The sequence below is a fragment of the Lacrimispora sp. YZC11 genome (genome assembly GCF_057543815.1).
This window is the reverse complement of the sequence record NZ_BAAJYQ010000020.1, coordinates 656,438-671,012: the sequence shown is the minus strand read 5'-3', so window position 1 is coordinate 671,012 and position 14,575 is coordinate 656,438. Positions and strand designations below refer to the sequence as shown.

The 14,575-nt window shown below is 46.8% G+C and carries 12 protein-coding genes; 1 reads left to right on the top strand and 11 read right to left on the bottom strand.

The window, feature by feature from the left end:
• Positions 1-128: 128 nt before the first annotated feature.
• Positions 129-1,571 (bottom strand): lipopolysaccharide biosynthesis protein, encoded by a 1,443-nt coding sequence (locus AC27IJ_RS24550; protein ID WP_487151205.1) that lies wholly within the window; start codon positions 1,569-1,571, stop codon positions 129-131.
• A 155-nt stretch (positions 1,572-1,726) separates the two neighbouring features.
• On the opposite strand from AC27IJ_RS24550, the gene AC27IJ_RS24545 reads away from it, so the two are divergent.
• The gene (locus tag AC27IJ_RS24545) at positions 1,727-3,175 is read left to right on the top strand and encodes a L,D-transpeptidase (protein WP_312441360.1); all 1,449 of its coding nucleotides are present in this window, start codon (positions 1,727-1,729) and stop codon (positions 3,173-3,175) included.
• A gap of 80 nt (positions 3,176-3,255) precedes the next feature.
• Here AC27IJ_RS24545 and AC27IJ_RS24540 read toward each other — a convergent pair whose 3' ends face one another.
• The 10 genes from AC27IJ_RS24540 to AC27IJ_RS24495 all read right to left on the bottom strand — a co-directional run bounded on the left by AC27IJ_RS24540 (position 3,256) and on the right by AC27IJ_RS24495 (position 14,524).
• On the bottom strand, positions 3,256-4,242 hold the full coding sequence (locus tag AC27IJ_RS24540) for a glycosyltransferase family 2 protein (RefSeq protein WP_312441358.1): 987 nt from the start codon (positions 4,240-4,242) through the stop codon (positions 3,256-3,258).
• 99 nt (positions 4,243-4,341) lie between these two features.
• Positions 4,342-5,319: an ATP-grasp domain-containing protein gene (locus AC27IJ_RS24535; protein ID WP_487151202.1), complete on the bottom strand. Its 978-nt coding sequence runs from the start codon at positions 5,317-5,319 to the stop codon at positions 4,342-4,344.
• A 62-nt stretch (positions 5,320-5,381) separates the two neighbouring features.
• Positions 5,382-6,488 carry a DegT/DnrJ/EryC1/StrS family aminotransferase gene (locus AC27IJ_RS24530; protein WP_312504002.1) on the bottom strand — a complete coding sequence of 369 codons (1,107 nt, stop codon included), beginning with the start codon at positions 6,486-6,488 and terminating at the stop codon, positions 5,382-5,384.
• Between the two features lie 21 nt (positions 6,489-6,509).
• Positions 6,510-7,430 (bottom strand): glycosyltransferase family 2 protein, encoded by a 921-nt coding sequence (locus AC27IJ_RS24525; protein WP_487151200.1) that lies wholly within the window; start codon positions 7,428-7,430, stop codon positions 6,510-6,512.
• Between the two features lie 45 nt (positions 7,431-7,475).
• Positions 7,476-8,357 (bottom strand): glycosyltransferase family 2 protein, encoded by an 882-nt coding sequence (locus tag AC27IJ_RS24520; RefSeq protein WP_487151198.1) that lies wholly within the window; start codon positions 8,355-8,357, stop codon positions 7,476-7,478.
• A 12-nt stretch (positions 8,358-8,369) separates the two neighbouring features.
• Complete coding sequence (locus AC27IJ_RS24515; protein ID WP_312441351.1) at positions 8,370-9,347, bottom strand: glycosyltransferase family 8 protein; 978 nt, start codon at positions 9,345-9,347, stop codon at positions 8,370-8,372.
• Between the two features lie 108 nt (positions 9,348-9,455).
• Positions 9,456-10,556: a UDP-galactopyranose mutase gene (gene glf, locus AC27IJ_RS24510; protein WP_487151196.1), complete on the bottom strand. Its 1,101-nt coding sequence runs from the start codon at positions 10,554-10,556 to the stop codon at positions 9,456-9,458.
• A gap of 222 nt (positions 10,557-10,778) precedes the next feature.
• On the bottom strand, positions 10,779-11,813 hold the full coding sequence (locus tag AC27IJ_RS24505) for an ABC transporter permease (RefSeq protein WP_312503998.1): 1,035 nt from the start codon (positions 11,811-11,813) through the stop codon (positions 10,779-10,781).
• 4 nt (positions 11,814-11,817) lie between these two features.
• Positions 11,818-13,317, bottom strand: a complete 1,500-nt coding sequence (locus tag AC27IJ_RS24500) for a sugar ABC transporter ATP-binding protein (protein ID WP_487151193.1) — start codon at positions 13,315-13,317, stop codon at positions 11,818-11,820.
• 79 nt (positions 13,318-13,396) lie between these two features.
• Entirely contained in the window at positions 13,397-14,524 is a 1,128-nt protein-coding gene (locus tag AC27IJ_RS24495) for a substrate-binding domain-containing protein (RefSeq protein ID WP_312441345.1), read from the bottom strand.
• Positions 14,525-14,575 lie beyond the last annotated feature (51 nt).

Below are 14,575 nucleotides of genomic sequence, written 5' to 3'. Positions count from 1 at the left end.
TTTCCTCTTAATTACCAACAGTATTTGGGCATAAAGGGATACCCACCGGGTATTTCACACAAATTCCCTCACAATGTTCCTTTATTCTACAATATCCGGCTTAAAAAGTAAACTTAAAACCACCCTGCCTACTGTTTCATTATCCCGGAGAGACGGCACAGGTACAAAAAGGCCTCCAACCGGAACAACCAGGAAAGCCCTGCATAGACAACCACTCCCACAAGGATCTGGACAACCAGGGTTAAAAAGGTTCCTTCTATTACATACTGTATTCCGTAAGTCATGAGGCACATCACCGCTGACAGAAAAAGAGAAGGAAGCACGTCCTTCCATTGCTCGAAAAAGCTGTAGTTTAAAAGCTTTTTATTGGGATATGCATTGATAAAGGTACAGATGAAATCGGTCACTGCCCTTAAAGCCACCATGGTGTATATCCCAAAAGGGATGCTGATGAGAAGGGCAGCCATGCTGACCGCTTTCTTTATTATTTCCAGCTTGAGGAATACCTCACTTTTCCCCATGGCATTAATTGCCTGCAAATTTGCCACATGAAGGGGCCAGGTTGCATAGGCTACGCACAGCAGCCGGAGCATGGGGACACAGGGTAAATACTGATCCGTTAAAAGCAGCTTTACCATAGGCTCCGCCACAGCAATCAAGCCGGCCATCATGGGAAATACCAGGTAAGAGCTGGTGACAATGGATCTTCTCACCATGCGCTTTAACCTCTCCTTGTCTTCCTGGCTGGCCGAAAAAGCCGGAAGCATAACCGACTGGATGGCCGCCCCAAGATTGTTTGCAATCAGGGCAGGAAACTGGTTTCCTCTTGAGTATTGCCCCATCATGGCAGAATTATATAATTTCCCGATGACTAGCCCGTAAACATTATTAAATACTGTATCAATAAGGCCGGAACAAAGTATTTTCCAGCCATAGGAAAACAATTCTCCCGCCTTTTTAACGGAAAACAGCAGCCTTGGCCTCCACTTCACCAGAAATGCCAGCATGATCATTAAGAAAAAGCTGTAAAAAAACTGCTGCATGGCAAGGGCCCATAGACCCTGCCCCTTATATGCCAGAAAAACGCCGATGATACCGGAACAAAGGGCGGCAAAAAGACTTGCCAGACAAAGCTTCCGAAACTCCATATTCCTGGCGACCACAGCAGACTGCACGGAGGTAACGGCGCCAAAAAACAGGGTCGCGGAAAGGACCCGCAGCACCGGAATAAAAACAGGCTGTCCGTAAAAAGAAGCAATGGCCGGGGCAGTGAAAAAAAGGATCACATATAAAACAAAGGCAATGGCCGCGCTGATATAAAATGCAGACGAATAATCAGCCTCATCTACCGTCCGCTTCTGGATTAAGGAGGTATTAAAACCGCTTTGAACAAACACATTTCCAATGGTAATGAATATCATGATGAGCATGACTTCTCCGGACTCTGCCGGCGTCAGCATCCTGGCCAGCAGAACCGATACAAGGAACTGAATCCCCTGGGTACCACCGTTTTCCATCACTTTCCAGAACAGTCCGGAAAGGACCTTTTTTTTCAAATTTTCCTGGTACATGCTGGCTTTTCTCCTTGCTTTACCAATTTACATTTCCGCCTTATTGTACTATATTCCCCAATAATTGTAAATCGTATATAGCATTTTAGGCCTAATTGTGTTAGAGTATAAAAGAATATACTTTTTATTTATAAGAATTCAGGAGGTTATATATTATGCGTAAACTGACACGCAGCCTGATGGTACTCTGCCTGACGGCCGCTCTTGTTTCTGGACAAGCTTCCCTTGCATGGGCAGATGAAGCATATGGACCGGGATTTAAGAATGGTGTCGCCATCAGTCAGAGCGAAGGGCAGTCTGAGGCTCAGACCCAGACAAACACCCAGACACAGGGCGTAACTACGGAAGAAGCAGAAACCGCTTTGGCAAATGCCGGCATAGACATTGGAAAAGAAGGGGAAGGCAGCGGCGAAGACGGCGTGGTGGATGAAGCCACCAGAGCGGCCCAGGAAGCTTTAAAAGCCAATTTCCCACGTCTCCAGACTACCGTTATGACCGGTGACAGCAACTGGTCACAGCCTTTTGTAAATGATGCATGGATCACCAATAACGGACAGGGCTTTCACGGATTATCTACATTTCTTACAAACATTGTAGGAAACGTGCTTTACCGGACCTATACCTCCAGCACCGGCTGGTCTCCATGGGTTTTAAACGGGCAGCAGACTACCAATTATGCCAATGACATAAACATCGAAGCAGTACAGATGCGGTTTTCCGGTTATGTGAATAACCAGTTCGACCTATACTATACCGCTCAGCTGGAAGATGGAACCACGATGGACTGGGCGAAGAACGGGACCACCACAGGAACCATGGGAACCGGCCACTACATAACAGGGCTGAGAATGGCCTTTTACACCAAGAATACCCAATTTCCCTATGCCACGGATAAGCCTTTGATATCCGCAGTTCCAGACGGAATGCGGCAGATCGACGGCGGCCTCCGTTACTTTAACGGCGACGGAACATCCTTTACCGGCTGGGCGTGGGCAGGCAATGAGCGCTACTATTTCCAGGATTCCTATGCGGTGACCGGCTGGCAGTATCTTGACGGCTTCAAATATTATTTTGATGAATCCGGAAGAATGCTCTCTGACTTAGAGCCGATTATCGGTGGAAAGGGACCTTTCCTCATCAGCATCAACAAGTCCATGAACTGCATGACCATCTTCGCGAAAGACGGGAATAACGGCTTTATTATTCCGGTAAAATCCTTTTTGACCTCCACAGGACCGGATACCCCTCTTGGGACATTCCAGACTCCGGAAAAATACCGTTGGAGAGATATGAATCACGGAATCTTTACCCAATACGCGACCCGTATCTGGAAGGGCTTCTTAATTCATTCCATTCTGTACAGCAAACCTAATAATATGACGCTGGATCCGACAACTTATAATTATATGAGCATCGCTCAATCAGCCGGATGCGTCCGTCTCCTCTCCGGAGATGCCAAGTGGGTATATGACCATTGCTCTATTGGAACTACCGTTACGATTTATGAATCACTGGTTCCGGGACCATATGAGAGGCCGGCCATTGAACAGATCATACCTGATACCCAGACCTGGGATCCTACTGATCCCAATATTGCACGATAATCTGGGTCAGGCAGCTTTATAATGATATAACGCATGGGCAGGAACCGGATTTACCGGATCCTGCCCATGCGTTTGCTTTCTTATTCTTTCTTTCCCAGGAATATCTTCCTTAACAGCCCATAAGCTCCCGGAGCCCGGTATTCGGCCTGAATAAAGAACCTGGTTCTTGGCGTCAATTCCATATAATATTTACGGTATTCCGGATTCATAATCTCCATAAACTGTCTGGTATTGACCATGGTATGATAATAAGTCCGTTTTGCCGCGCTCTCTGCTGCTTCCTTTAAACGGCCTTCTGTGGCAGCGTTAAATTCCTCGTACACCTTTTCCATCCGTTCCCAGTAAATCTTCTGCTTTCTGGCGTAATTCCCGCTTTTTCCATCCATGGTCCAGGAGCCTGCTACTCCCACCCGGTAGGCGCTCATGGTCTCATCCATGTAATAGCCATACCCTTTTGCAGCCGCCATCATCTGAAGGGGAGTATCTCCCACCGGACAATCCACATAGTAATCAGGAAGCTCCTTGACCAGGCGGGAGGGAAATGCCATGGAGGACATCGCATAACCGGAAGGCTTATCCACGATCTCCTCCGGCGTGATCACCCGGTTCCCCCGGTAAGGACGCATCTGTTTTTCCGTCAGGGCCCTTCCCACCAGTTCGATTTTAGCACTGTGTATGCAAAGGGTGCAGTCCGGATGGGCCTCCATATAGTCCACCTGCTTTTGCATCTTATCCGGTGAAGTCCAGTAATCATCTCCATCGCACATAAAAATGTACTTACCTCTGGCCCGGGGGAAATTAAACGCTCCGCTGATATTGTCGATCCCCTGGGAGTACTGGTTCTCTGTCTGTATGAGGGGCTTCACCTTATCCGGATATTCTGACTCATATTCTCTTAAAATATCCCCTGTCCCATCGGTGGATGCGTCATCATGAACCAGAATTTCATATTCAAAATCAGTCTTCTGCATCAGGAAACTGTCCAGAGCCTGCCTAATATAAGCTTTATGGTTAAAGGTCACGCAGTTAATGCTGACCATAATTTTCGATTCGGAATTGCCGCTCATTCCTCTCCGCCCTTTCCTGCATCTGCTTTTGTAATATAACTTATATGAACTTGCAACGCAAGTGAAGATAAAAGGGCTATTTTTAGCCCGTCCATCCGATTATGGGAATTGCTTTTTACTTCCCATAATATATTCCTCATACTTCCTTGCAATATACATGCCCGTAATTCCCTTTGAAGGTTCAATGGCCTCTCCGGTAAAGCATCTTAAATGGTTGGTGACACAGTCGTATCCTGCCATACAGGAAAACTCTACGCCGCCGGAAAAGCGGGGATTGCATTCCAGCATATGATACGATCCGTCCTCTGCCTGAATGAACTCAAAATTCACGCAGCCGTTGATGTTAAGGGCATTGGCTATTTCCCTGCACACGGCTTCCAGAATGGAATCCAAAAACACAAGCACCGAGGTTCCCGCTCCATTCGGGGTCCGCAAAAGCTCCTTCCGGCATACGGCTACGCTCTCTCCTGTATCCGCCTGCCTTACCACGTCCACGGTAATGACGCTTCCCTGGTAAAAGGGCTGTACGATCAGCCCCTTAAGGCCCCCGCATTCTAAAAATCCTTTCATCTCATCAAGAGATTGAATATAGCGAAGTCCCTGACTGCTTCTTCCGTTAAAGGGCTTGATAACCGCCGGATAGGAAAGGCGCTCCGGATCCGTCTCCGAAAGCTCCAGTGTAGGAATGGGATTGCCTATGCCCTTTTCCACAAGAAAACGGTACAGCTCCATTTTATCCCTGCATAGAAGAAGGGTTTCCTCCGATGACAGACATAATGTCACCGAAGCCAGGGCCAGTTCGTCCCTGTGGCGGTTCCAGACGTCTACCTCCACATCCGTAAGAACGATCATCACCTTTGCCTGTTCCTCCCTGCATATCTTCAGGATTGAGTCCACATACCGTCTCTCGTCAGTTGCAAGGGGAACTTTGTAAAAAGACGCCACGTTCCCGGAATCTGCGATCCATTCTCCAGGATAAATATCACAGCCAACTACCCGGAAACCGCCTTTTTTTAAGTTTTTTATAACAATATCTGCCGAAAATGACCCGATCGCAGTCACCAGTGCTGTATTCATAATTTCCTCTTTTCCGCTCTGTTTATCAGGGCATATAGGTCTTATTGACGCTTCCTTTCATCCTATCTGGCACCTAAAATAATGGCGCAGATGCGGTCGACCTGATCCAGGGAAAGTTCTGCATATAAGGGCAGGGTCAGTACGCTGTCCGCCGCCTTTTTTGCCACGGGAAGGTGTACATTTAAAAACTGCTCCCGATAACATTCAAAGTCAGTGATCAGAGGATAAAAATACTTTCTTGCAAAGATATGATGAGTGGCCAGCAGCTCATATACCTCATTTCGTGTTAAAGAGAAGCCGTCAAAAGCAACCGGAAAATAAGCATAATTCTGGCGGATCCCTTCTTTGGCGCTCATCAGGCGGATCCCAGGAACTCCCGTCAAATGTTCCCGGTACCGTTCTGTCACAAGTCTGCGCTTTACAATGTTATCATTCACATGGCGAAGGTTACAGATACCCATAGCCGCCTGAAACTCATTCATCTTTGCATTGCCGCCGATGTATTCCACGGTTTCCTTGCCGGTGATTCCGAAATTTTTCAAATAATTGAGCAAAATCTCCAGGGACGGATCCTGGAAAGTCACAGCCCCACCTTCAATGGTATTAAACACCTTTGTGGCATGGAAACTGAACATGGAAGCGTCTCCGTAGGTTCCGATCCCTCTCCCATTTACCTCTGTACCAAAGGCATGGGCAGCATCATAAATTACCTTTAAATTATGTTTTTTCGCGATTCTTTCGATTTTATCTACTTCACAGATATTTCCATAAACATGAACCGGTAAAATGGCGGTGGTCTTTTCCGTAATCAGCGCTTCAATCTTATCCGGATCAATGGTATAATCCTCCTCACGGATATCGCAGAATACCGGAGTCAGATTATTTCTCACAATGGCATGGGTGGTAGAAGCGAAAGAAAACGGGGTGGTGATCACCTCGCCGGACAGATTCATGGCCTGCAGCGCCATTTCAAGAGCCATATGTCCGTTGACAAACAGAAGAAGCTTTTGTACCTTTAAGTACTCCTTTAACTGCTCCATCAGTTTCTCATGAAATTCTCCCATATTCGTCATCCAGGCCGTTTCCCAGATCGGCTTGATCTCTTCTATAAATTCTTCATAGGAAGGCATGGAAGCCCTCGTCACTAATATATCCTCTTTGTTGTCCATGCTTTATCCTCCATTTCCCGGTCAGATGGAAAACATCTGGCCCAGCGTCCGCATATGGGTGCTTTTCATTAATTTGTATTTCCAAATAGTGTAAATCTTTTCCGCCCTGTTTTTTCCGGACAGTCCGACAAAATGTTCCAGAACCGCTCTCTGCTCCTGGGACATCTCATTTCCATAGAGCTTTAGAAACGTCTGTGCCTGCACAAACATTTTCCTGTAATTTTCCCGGACTGCGTCTTGATTTTGGACCCGCTCTGCATACTGCTCCTTGCCGCTTTTAGATCCCATCTGGTTTTTCCCGTGCTGCCGGTATAAAACCAGAGGACGGTCAATGTAGGATATCCTTCCAAAACAGCTTGCCAAAAGTCCCAGCCACCAGTCATGCATGACGCATTCCTCAGGAACATCAGCCAGGAACCGCATAAATGCCCTATTGACCATGACCGTATTCCCGGTGATGTTGTTCTCAACCAGATAATGACTGAACCGGTTGTCATGAACCCCGATCTTCTGGAAATCCGCCATGGATTTGTGAAGAATGCGGCCCGCCTTATCGGTAACGGATAAGTCTCCGTGGACCAGCAGGGGGATCTCTTTCCCCCATTCAGTCTCCAGCCGTTTCATTTCCCTCAAAGTGACCTCCACCTTATCTGAAAGCCATACATCATCCTGGTCACAAAGCATGACATAATCATCAGACACCGACGTCAGCAGGCGGAAGAAGTTATTCTGGGCGCTGCCGGATCTTTTACTATTCCTAAGGCACTTCACCCGGCCAGGATATTGTTCTTCATATTCCCGGATAATGGCAGGGGTCTTGTCTGTGGAAAGGTCATCGGAAATCACGATGGATAAATCGGAAAACGTCTGGCTCAGAATGGAATCCAGCTGTTCCCGTATATATTTTTCTCCGTTATAGGATGCCAGAAGCACCGACACCATACGCTTTCCCCCTTTCCTCTTCTAACCCAAACTTTTGGGCAAAACCTACCAGGACAATCCCACGATCTTAGTCAGAAACCAGATTTCAGCCATAAGAAAAGCCAGGAAAGCCCTTACCAGGCATTCCTGAATCCGGTTGATCCCCAGATATTTTTTATAATAGTGAAGCTTGCTCTTATGAAGAAGTGCCTGCTTCTTTAAAATAGATTTCACATTCTTATTAATGGACACAGAATGAAGGTGTACATAAGACTGATTTAAGAGAAGCACCGTCCCGTACCCCTTCTTTTTCAGCTGAAATCCCAGAATTTTTTCTTCATAATATAGAAAAATTTCTTCATCATAAAGACCGCATTCCATCAAGGCATGAATATCTGCCATAAAAAGAGATCCAAGCACGGCATCTACATAAACGTACCGCTCCTTTCCAAAATCCGTCTTTAATTCCGGCCTGTCATTCAGCCAGTGGGCAAAAATCCGCCTGGTAATAAGGCCGGTATCTAAAATATCTCCCAAAAGGCTATTAAGACGCCAGCTCGACAGCGCTACCTTTCCTGTCCCATCCCTGGTAACTGCCGCCGCAACTCCCAGCCGGCTTATCTTTAAAAAGGAGTCCTTCATGGCCTGTATGCATTCCTCTGTTACCTTTACATCAGGATTTGCTATGAGCACATGGGAAGCGTGAAGCGACCCATATGCATACCGGATTCCCTGATTATTGCCATAGCCGTATCCCCCGTTCTTTTCCGTGGAGATAAAATGGACCTTTCCTCTGGCAATTGCCTGAAGCCTTGAGGCGGACTCATCGGTAGAACAGTTGTCCACGATCACAATGGAATCCAGGATTTCATAATTTACCATGGAATTAACCAGGCTTATGGTTGTTTCCGCGTCATTATAATTAAGAATGATACAGCTAATGTTCATATCTGCTCCTCTTTAAGAACCCTTTCTGGAATTGATCACCTGCATACCAAATCTGGCGCTAACGAAGTCCCTCACAGGCGGACATAAAAAGGTAGCATAATCCATCATATGATAGGCGGCCATATAAAGGCGGCTTCCCTTTTCCTTAGGCGTTCCTGCCCATGGAGTGAGGGAAAGATAATGGTCGTAAGCCCTTCGGTAATGGTTTAAATTCCCCTCTTTCCAGGGCCTTTCATCCCCCATAAAATGCAGGAGGGCAGGATGCTTCTTTGCTTCTTTAAATCTTTTTAAACCAAGCTTTCCATAAACAGGAGACAGCCTGACCAGATGGCTGTACCGGTAATAGCGGTAATTGGTAAAAAAGTTATACTTAGGAGATAAGGGCTTTATCCTCCCCTTTAAAGCTCCGTTAATGGTATCCTGATCCCCTGCAAACAGCTTGCCGCCCTTGGAACAGTAAAAATCCAGGAGCAGCTTCTGGGCGTTTTCTTCTTTCCAGCGATTCATATCAATGAGAAGGACGCCGGAATTATAATAAGGCTCCGACGGCAAAAGACCGATATCTTCTTTAATAGAAGGGTATATGGTAGGCTCCATCACCGCACCTAAAAGATAAGTCTTCAAATCCGTTTCCCAAAGCCTTTTTAAAGAGGAAAGCACCACTGTATCACAGTCCAAATACAGCACTCGGTCTGTTTCCTCCGGGAGAACTTCTCCTATGAAAAGCCGGGCCATAATGCTTAAATCAAAGCCGCCCGTATCCACATCATAGGAAAAGCGCTCCTTTAAATTTCCCAGCTCTACGACCGTCAGCTCACGTCCAAACCCGTCTGCCACGGACTTAAGCCGCTCTTTCGTCTCTCCGGAGAGGCTCATGGACAAAACATATATGTGAATGTCTCCCATATCCCTGTTATGATCCAAAAGGGAATAAAGAGATACGGCCAGATGCCTGGCATAATTATCGTTGGAAGCGTATACAACGTTCATAGATTCCTCCAGTTGACCCACGTTCCAGGGCATAAAATTCCAGCCCTGGTTCCGTAGTATTGTACTATATCCGACATAAAAAGTAAACAGCTTCGCCTGTAAGCAGGCTTACCCCAGTTCCTTTTCCGCCCGGCTCATGGCTGATTCGATGACCTTGTCCATATCATAGTATTTATATTCCCCTAACCGTCCTCCAAAGATCACTTGATCTTCTGTTTCAGCCAGTGCAGCATATTTAAGGAATAAATTCTGGTTTTTTTCATCATTAACCGGATAATAGGGCTCCATACCCTCACTCCAGTCCACCGAATATTCCCGGGTAATAACGGATTTTGGCTGGGTCCCGAATTCAAAATGCTTGTGCTCGATGATCCTGGTATAAGGTGTCTCCCTGTCCGTATAATTTACCACAGCTACCCCCTGGTAATTATCCATATCCACGACCTCTGTTTCAAACCGCAGGCTCCTGTATTCCAGCTTGCCGTACCGGTATCCATAGTAACCATCTATGGTCCCTGTATATATAACCTTCTCTCCCAGCCCGTCATAATACTCCTTGTTTTCCAGATAATCAACGCCTGTTTCCACGTCACAGCCTTCAAGGAGCTTTTCCATGATCACATTGTATCCTCCGATGGGGATGCCCTGGTATAAGTCATTAAAATAGTTGTTATCATAGGTAAAACGCACGGGAAGGCGCTTGATGATAAAGGCCGGAAGCTCCTTACAGTCCCTGCCCCACTGCTTTTCCGTATACCCCTTTACCAGCTTTTCATAAATATCCGTTCCCACAAGGCTGATCGCCTGCTCCTCCAGGTTCTCAGGCTCCCTGGTAACGGAAGACTTCTGCTCTTCGATCATAGCCTTTGCCTCTGCCGGGGTGGATATCCCCCACATCTTGCTGAAGGTATTCATATTAAAGGGCATGTTATACATCTCACCTTTGAAATTTGCCACAGGGCTGTTGGTATAACGGTTGAACTCCGCCAGCTCATTTACAAACTGCCAGACTTTCCGATTGCTGGTATGGAAAATATGGGCTCCGTAACTGTGTACGTGGATCCCTTCTATTTCCCCGCAGTAAATGTTGCCTCCGATGTGGTTCCGTTTCTCTACCACAAGACACTTTTTCCCTTTTTGCCCGGCCAAATACGCAAATACACCGGAATAAAGACCGCTGCCCACCAGCACATAATCATATTTTTTCATGGTTTCATTCTCCTGTCTAGGTTATAAACTGTCTCCATTATACTAAAGTCACCGGGAAAAGTAAATTCTATTACAAAATCCCAGGTTTCATGGAAAATGCCCGGGAGCATACGGCTGTACGGAAAAAGGGAATTTGGTGATGATACCAGTTTCCCCTTCTGGTACGATCACCAAATTCCCTTCCTTCTCTTTTGTCATAGCCAATAAGGCTCATAAGACAGATTATTTATGCCTTGTGACCTTTTCCTTGATCCTTGGCCCTATGATCTGCACCACTATCACCAGAATCAGGATGATCCCCTTGATGGCATCATTGATCAGAGAATCCATCTTAAGTGCAACGATGATCTTGTCAATGATGGTATAGGACATGGCTCCAAATAGGATTCCCAGACATTTGCCCTTTCCCCCGGACATGCTGATGCCGCCTAATACGACTGCCGCAATGGCATACATTTCATAACTGTTTCCGGTTGTAGCCGGGTCAGAGGAGGCATTCATGGCCACCCATAAAAATGAGGCAAGCCCTGTCAGGATTCCCCCAAGAACAAATACGGACACCTTCATAAGACTTACATTGATCCCTGCCATCTGGGCCCCTTTTGCATTGCTTCCTACTGCATAAACCTTTTTTCCGTACTTGGTGCTGGTAGTTATGTAAACAAATAATGCGGTCATTAAAATCAGGATCAGCCCCACGATGGGAACAGTAAAGATTTTTCCATTCCCAAGGCCGTAAAACGGCTGGTAAGAGGACAACTCCTTGATCATACGGTATACACTGCTCCCGCCTCCTGCCAGAGCCTTATCGATATGCTGGCAAATATATTGGGCAAAGGAACGGAAAATCAGCATGGTCGCCAATGTGACGATAAAAGCCGGCATTTTTACATATCCCACCAACAGGCCGTTGATCAGGCCGCAGGCAGCGCCGAATAAAAGGGCAAACAATAAAGTTACCAGAATATGATCCGTGATATTAAACACAATCACTGACAACCCGCTGTTTAAGGCAAGCATGGAACCCACCGATAAATCGATTTCCCCGGTCATGCATACCAGGCCCATTCCCAGCCCGATGATTCCCACCACTGCCGAATGGCGGAAAATATTCATGGTACCGCTCCAGGTCAGCCCGTTGCTGGTCAGGGCATATACCATAAAGATCAGTACAAATACGATGATAAAACTGAATTCCCCGCACCATCTGGAGAAAACACCAAGGGACACTCCGTTTCTCTTTTCTCCTGCCTTCATTTCTTTATCCTCCTATTTCCTGGTTCACGGCATTTGTAGAATATAGCATAACCGTAGTATCATTGATTTCATCGTGCTCCAGAATTTTGATCATTCTTCCGTTGTAAAAAACAGCGCAGAAATCAGCCACCTTCTGGATCTCCGGTATTTCCAGGGTATTGATGAGAATCGTCTTTCCCTTTTTCGCCATTTCCAGTATCAGCTTGTAGATCTCAGCCTTTGCCCCTACGTCGATACCCTGGGTGGGATTATCAAACAACAGAATATCCGCATCCGTATTCAGCCATCGGGCAATAAACACCTTCTGCTGGTTTCCGCCGCTTAAAGACAGAATGGAATCCGAGCTGCTTCTGGCTTTGATATTGAGCAGGGCCTTAAACCTTTCAAACCGTTCTTCTTCCTTCCGTTTTTGGATGTGGGGCCTGTTTGCCGACAGGGTATGTTCCGCAAGGTACATGTTTTCCAGTAAATTCATATCCGGGATGACGGAATTTTCCTTCCGGTTAGAAGCCAGCATGGCAATCTTGGACTCCATGGCTTTGTGGATGGAATGGGAGGGCACCCTTTTGCCCCTGACCGTCATTTCTCCTGATGTGGCCGGCCTAACCCCAAACATGCACTGCATCAGCTCGCTGCTTCCGGATCCTTGAAGCCCGGTCAGCCCGATGATCTGGCTTTTTTTGACCTGCAGGGACACAAGCTCAAATCCCGGCCCTGAAAAATCCTTAAGCTCCAGCACCACTTCTCCGGGCTTTCTCTTCTCATAGACCTCTGCGGCAGAATAATTCTCTCCTACCATAAGCCCTGTTACTTCTTCCGGAGTCGTATCCCCTATGGCTCCGTCACTGATGAATTCTCCATTCCGGAATACCGTATACCGGTCAGCCAGTTCAAAAATCTCCGGCATTTTGTGTGAGATAAAGATAAAGGAGGTTCCTGTCTTTTTTAAATGATTGACAATGCCGAATAAATGCTTTACTTCTTCATTATTAAGGGAAGTGGTAGGTTCATCCAGGATCAGCAGCTTTGCCTTAAAGAACAGTGCCTTAGCGATCTCCAGCATCTGCTTCTGGCTGGTCTTTAAATTCGCCACCAGTTCACAGGGATTTATGTCAACCCCCAACTCATGGAACAACCTCTCCGTTTCTTCCATCATCTTTCGTTTGTTCAGCTTTCCCAGCCTGTTTTGGTATTCTTTCCCCAAAAAAATATTTTCATAGACCTTTAAATCGTTAAACAGATTTAATTCCTGATGGACAAAGGCAATTCCCAATTCTTCCGATTGTCTGATGGTGATGGTATCGATTTCTTTTCCGTCAAATGCAATGGTTCCGCTGTCTTTGGGAAATACTCCTGTCAGCACGTTCATCAGGGTCGACTTCCCCGCCCCGTTTTCCCCAAGCAGGGCATGGACCTCCCCCCGTTCGACCTTTAAGCGGACACCCTTTAATACCTGAACTCCGTTAAACGCCTTGCTGATCCCATTCATTTCCAATAAGCTCATATCTCAACCTCCAGTTTTATAAAAGGGGCCGTTCCTTAAGCGATGAACGGCCCCCTTTGTCCCTCAGACCACTATTTCTCTAGAAGGATGGGTACTCAGTTACATTATCTGATGTTACATTCTCGCAGGCAATCACATGATCCTGGGTCACCTGTTTTCCATCCAGATAATCAACCATGTCTTCAATGGCTGTCTGAATCATGGACGGGCTGTAAGTTACTGACATGATGCCGCCGCATTTTGATGCGATATCCTGATAAGTTTTCCCCCGAAGTACTTCATACAGCTCATCAAGGCCGCCGCAGCCGGTGATAACGGGTTTGCCGGAAAGGAAGGTTTCCTTGGTTGCCTCGTCAATTCCGCCGCCGGAAAGGGCCTCTAAGATTCCCATGGCCAGCTCGTCATCTTCTGCATAAAACCATTTGGTCTTGGCATTTTTGCTGTCTCCCATCAGGGATTCAAAAGATGTTTTTGTGTCTGAACGGCTCCAGTTCATTGCGCCGGAGTATGTAATGGACTTCAAATCATCCTTGGTCCACATCTTATCTGCTTCAATCGTTTCTCCGCCGAATTCCAGTTCCCCTGTTAAGTATTTGGTAAAGCCTTCATCACGCAGTGTGGTTACGGAAGAAGTATCGCCTTCATAAACATAGATAGCCTCTCCCGGTGTAAGTCCCAGGGAAACAAAATAAGCGGCTGCGCCTGCACCGATGCCGGAATTGTCGCCTTTTACATTGGACACGGCCTTGCCGGACACGCCGTCAATGATCCTGTCAAATGCCACATAGGGGATTCCTGCGTCGATCACGCCCTGAATGGCGGACTGCACCGTATCATCAATCGGCTGGATAACCATTGCAATGTTCTTTTCTCCCTTGGAAACGATGTCCTCGATGTTCCGGATCTGCTCCGCCGCATTGGCTGAGGTGATCAGCTCCGCTGTGTAAGTGCCATTTCCGTTTACCTCTTCGATCTTCTTTTTCGCAAAGGTAGCCACGGAACCGGTCCAGCCATGATCCTCAGGAACGGTAAGGACATAAATATGAGTGCCTTCCTTCACCGCCTCTGTTTCTTTCACAGCTTCTTCCGTTGTCGTTGTCTCCGCCTTTGCCGCCGCTGTTGTGGTGTCTGCCGGCTTTACCTGGGAACATGCAGTTCCTGCCACCGCCACCAATGCTGCCAAAATAATTGCTGCTGCTTTTTTCATATTACTGTTTCCTCCTTCTACATTTTCCTTCTCTATCAAAGCAGTTTTACT

What these genes read in the sequence shown, in the direction of transcription:
- AC27IJ_RS24550 (WP_487151205.1), bottom strand. Translation starts at nt 1,571, where the DNA reads ATGTACCAGGAAAATTTGAAAAAAAAGGTCCTTTCCGGACTGTTCTGG.
- AC27IJ_RS24545 (WP_312441360.1), top strand. Translation starts at nt 1,727, where the DNA reads ATGCGTAAACTGACACGCAGCCTGATGGTACTCTGCCTGACGGCCGCT.
- AC27IJ_RS24540 (WP_312441358.1), bottom strand. Translation starts at nt 4,242, where the DNA reads ATGAGCGGCAATTCCGAATCGAAAATTATGGTCAGCATTAACTGCGTG.
- AC27IJ_RS24535 (WP_487151202.1), bottom strand. Translation starts at nt 5,319, where the DNA reads ATGAATACAGCACTGGTGACTGCGATCGGGTCATTTTCGGCAGATATT.
- AC27IJ_RS24530 (WP_312504002.1), bottom strand. Translation starts at nt 6,488, where the DNA reads ATGGACAACAAAGAGGATATATTAGTGACGAGGGCTTCCATGCCTTCC.
- AC27IJ_RS24525 (WP_487151200.1), bottom strand. Translation starts at nt 7,430, where the DNA reads ATGGTGTCGGTGCTTCTGGCATCCTATAACGGAGAAAAATATATACGG.
- AC27IJ_RS24520 (WP_487151198.1), bottom strand. Translation starts at nt 8,357, where the DNA reads ATGAACATTAGCTGTATCATTCTTAATTATAATGACGCGGAAACAACC.
- AC27IJ_RS24515 (WP_312441351.1), bottom strand. Translation starts at nt 9,347, where the DNA reads ATGAACGTTGTATACGCTTCCAACGATAATTATGCCAGGCATCTGGCC.
- glf (WP_487151196.1), bottom strand. Translation starts at nt 10,556, where the DNA reads ATGAAAAAATATGATTATGTGCTGGTGGGCAGCGGTCTTTATTCCGGT.
- AC27IJ_RS24505 (WP_312503998.1), bottom strand. Translation starts at nt 11,813, where the DNA reads ATGAAGGCAGGAGAAAAGAGAAACGGAGTGTCCCTTGGTGTTTTCTCC.
- AC27IJ_RS24500 (WP_487151193.1), bottom strand. Translation starts at nt 13,317, where the DNA reads ATGAGCTTATTGGAAATGAATGGGATCAGCAAGGCGTTTAACGGAGTT.
- AC27IJ_RS24495 (WP_312441345.1), bottom strand. Translation starts at nt 14,524, where the DNA reads ATGAAAAAAGCAGCAGCAATTATTTTGGCAGCATTGGTGGCGGTGGCA.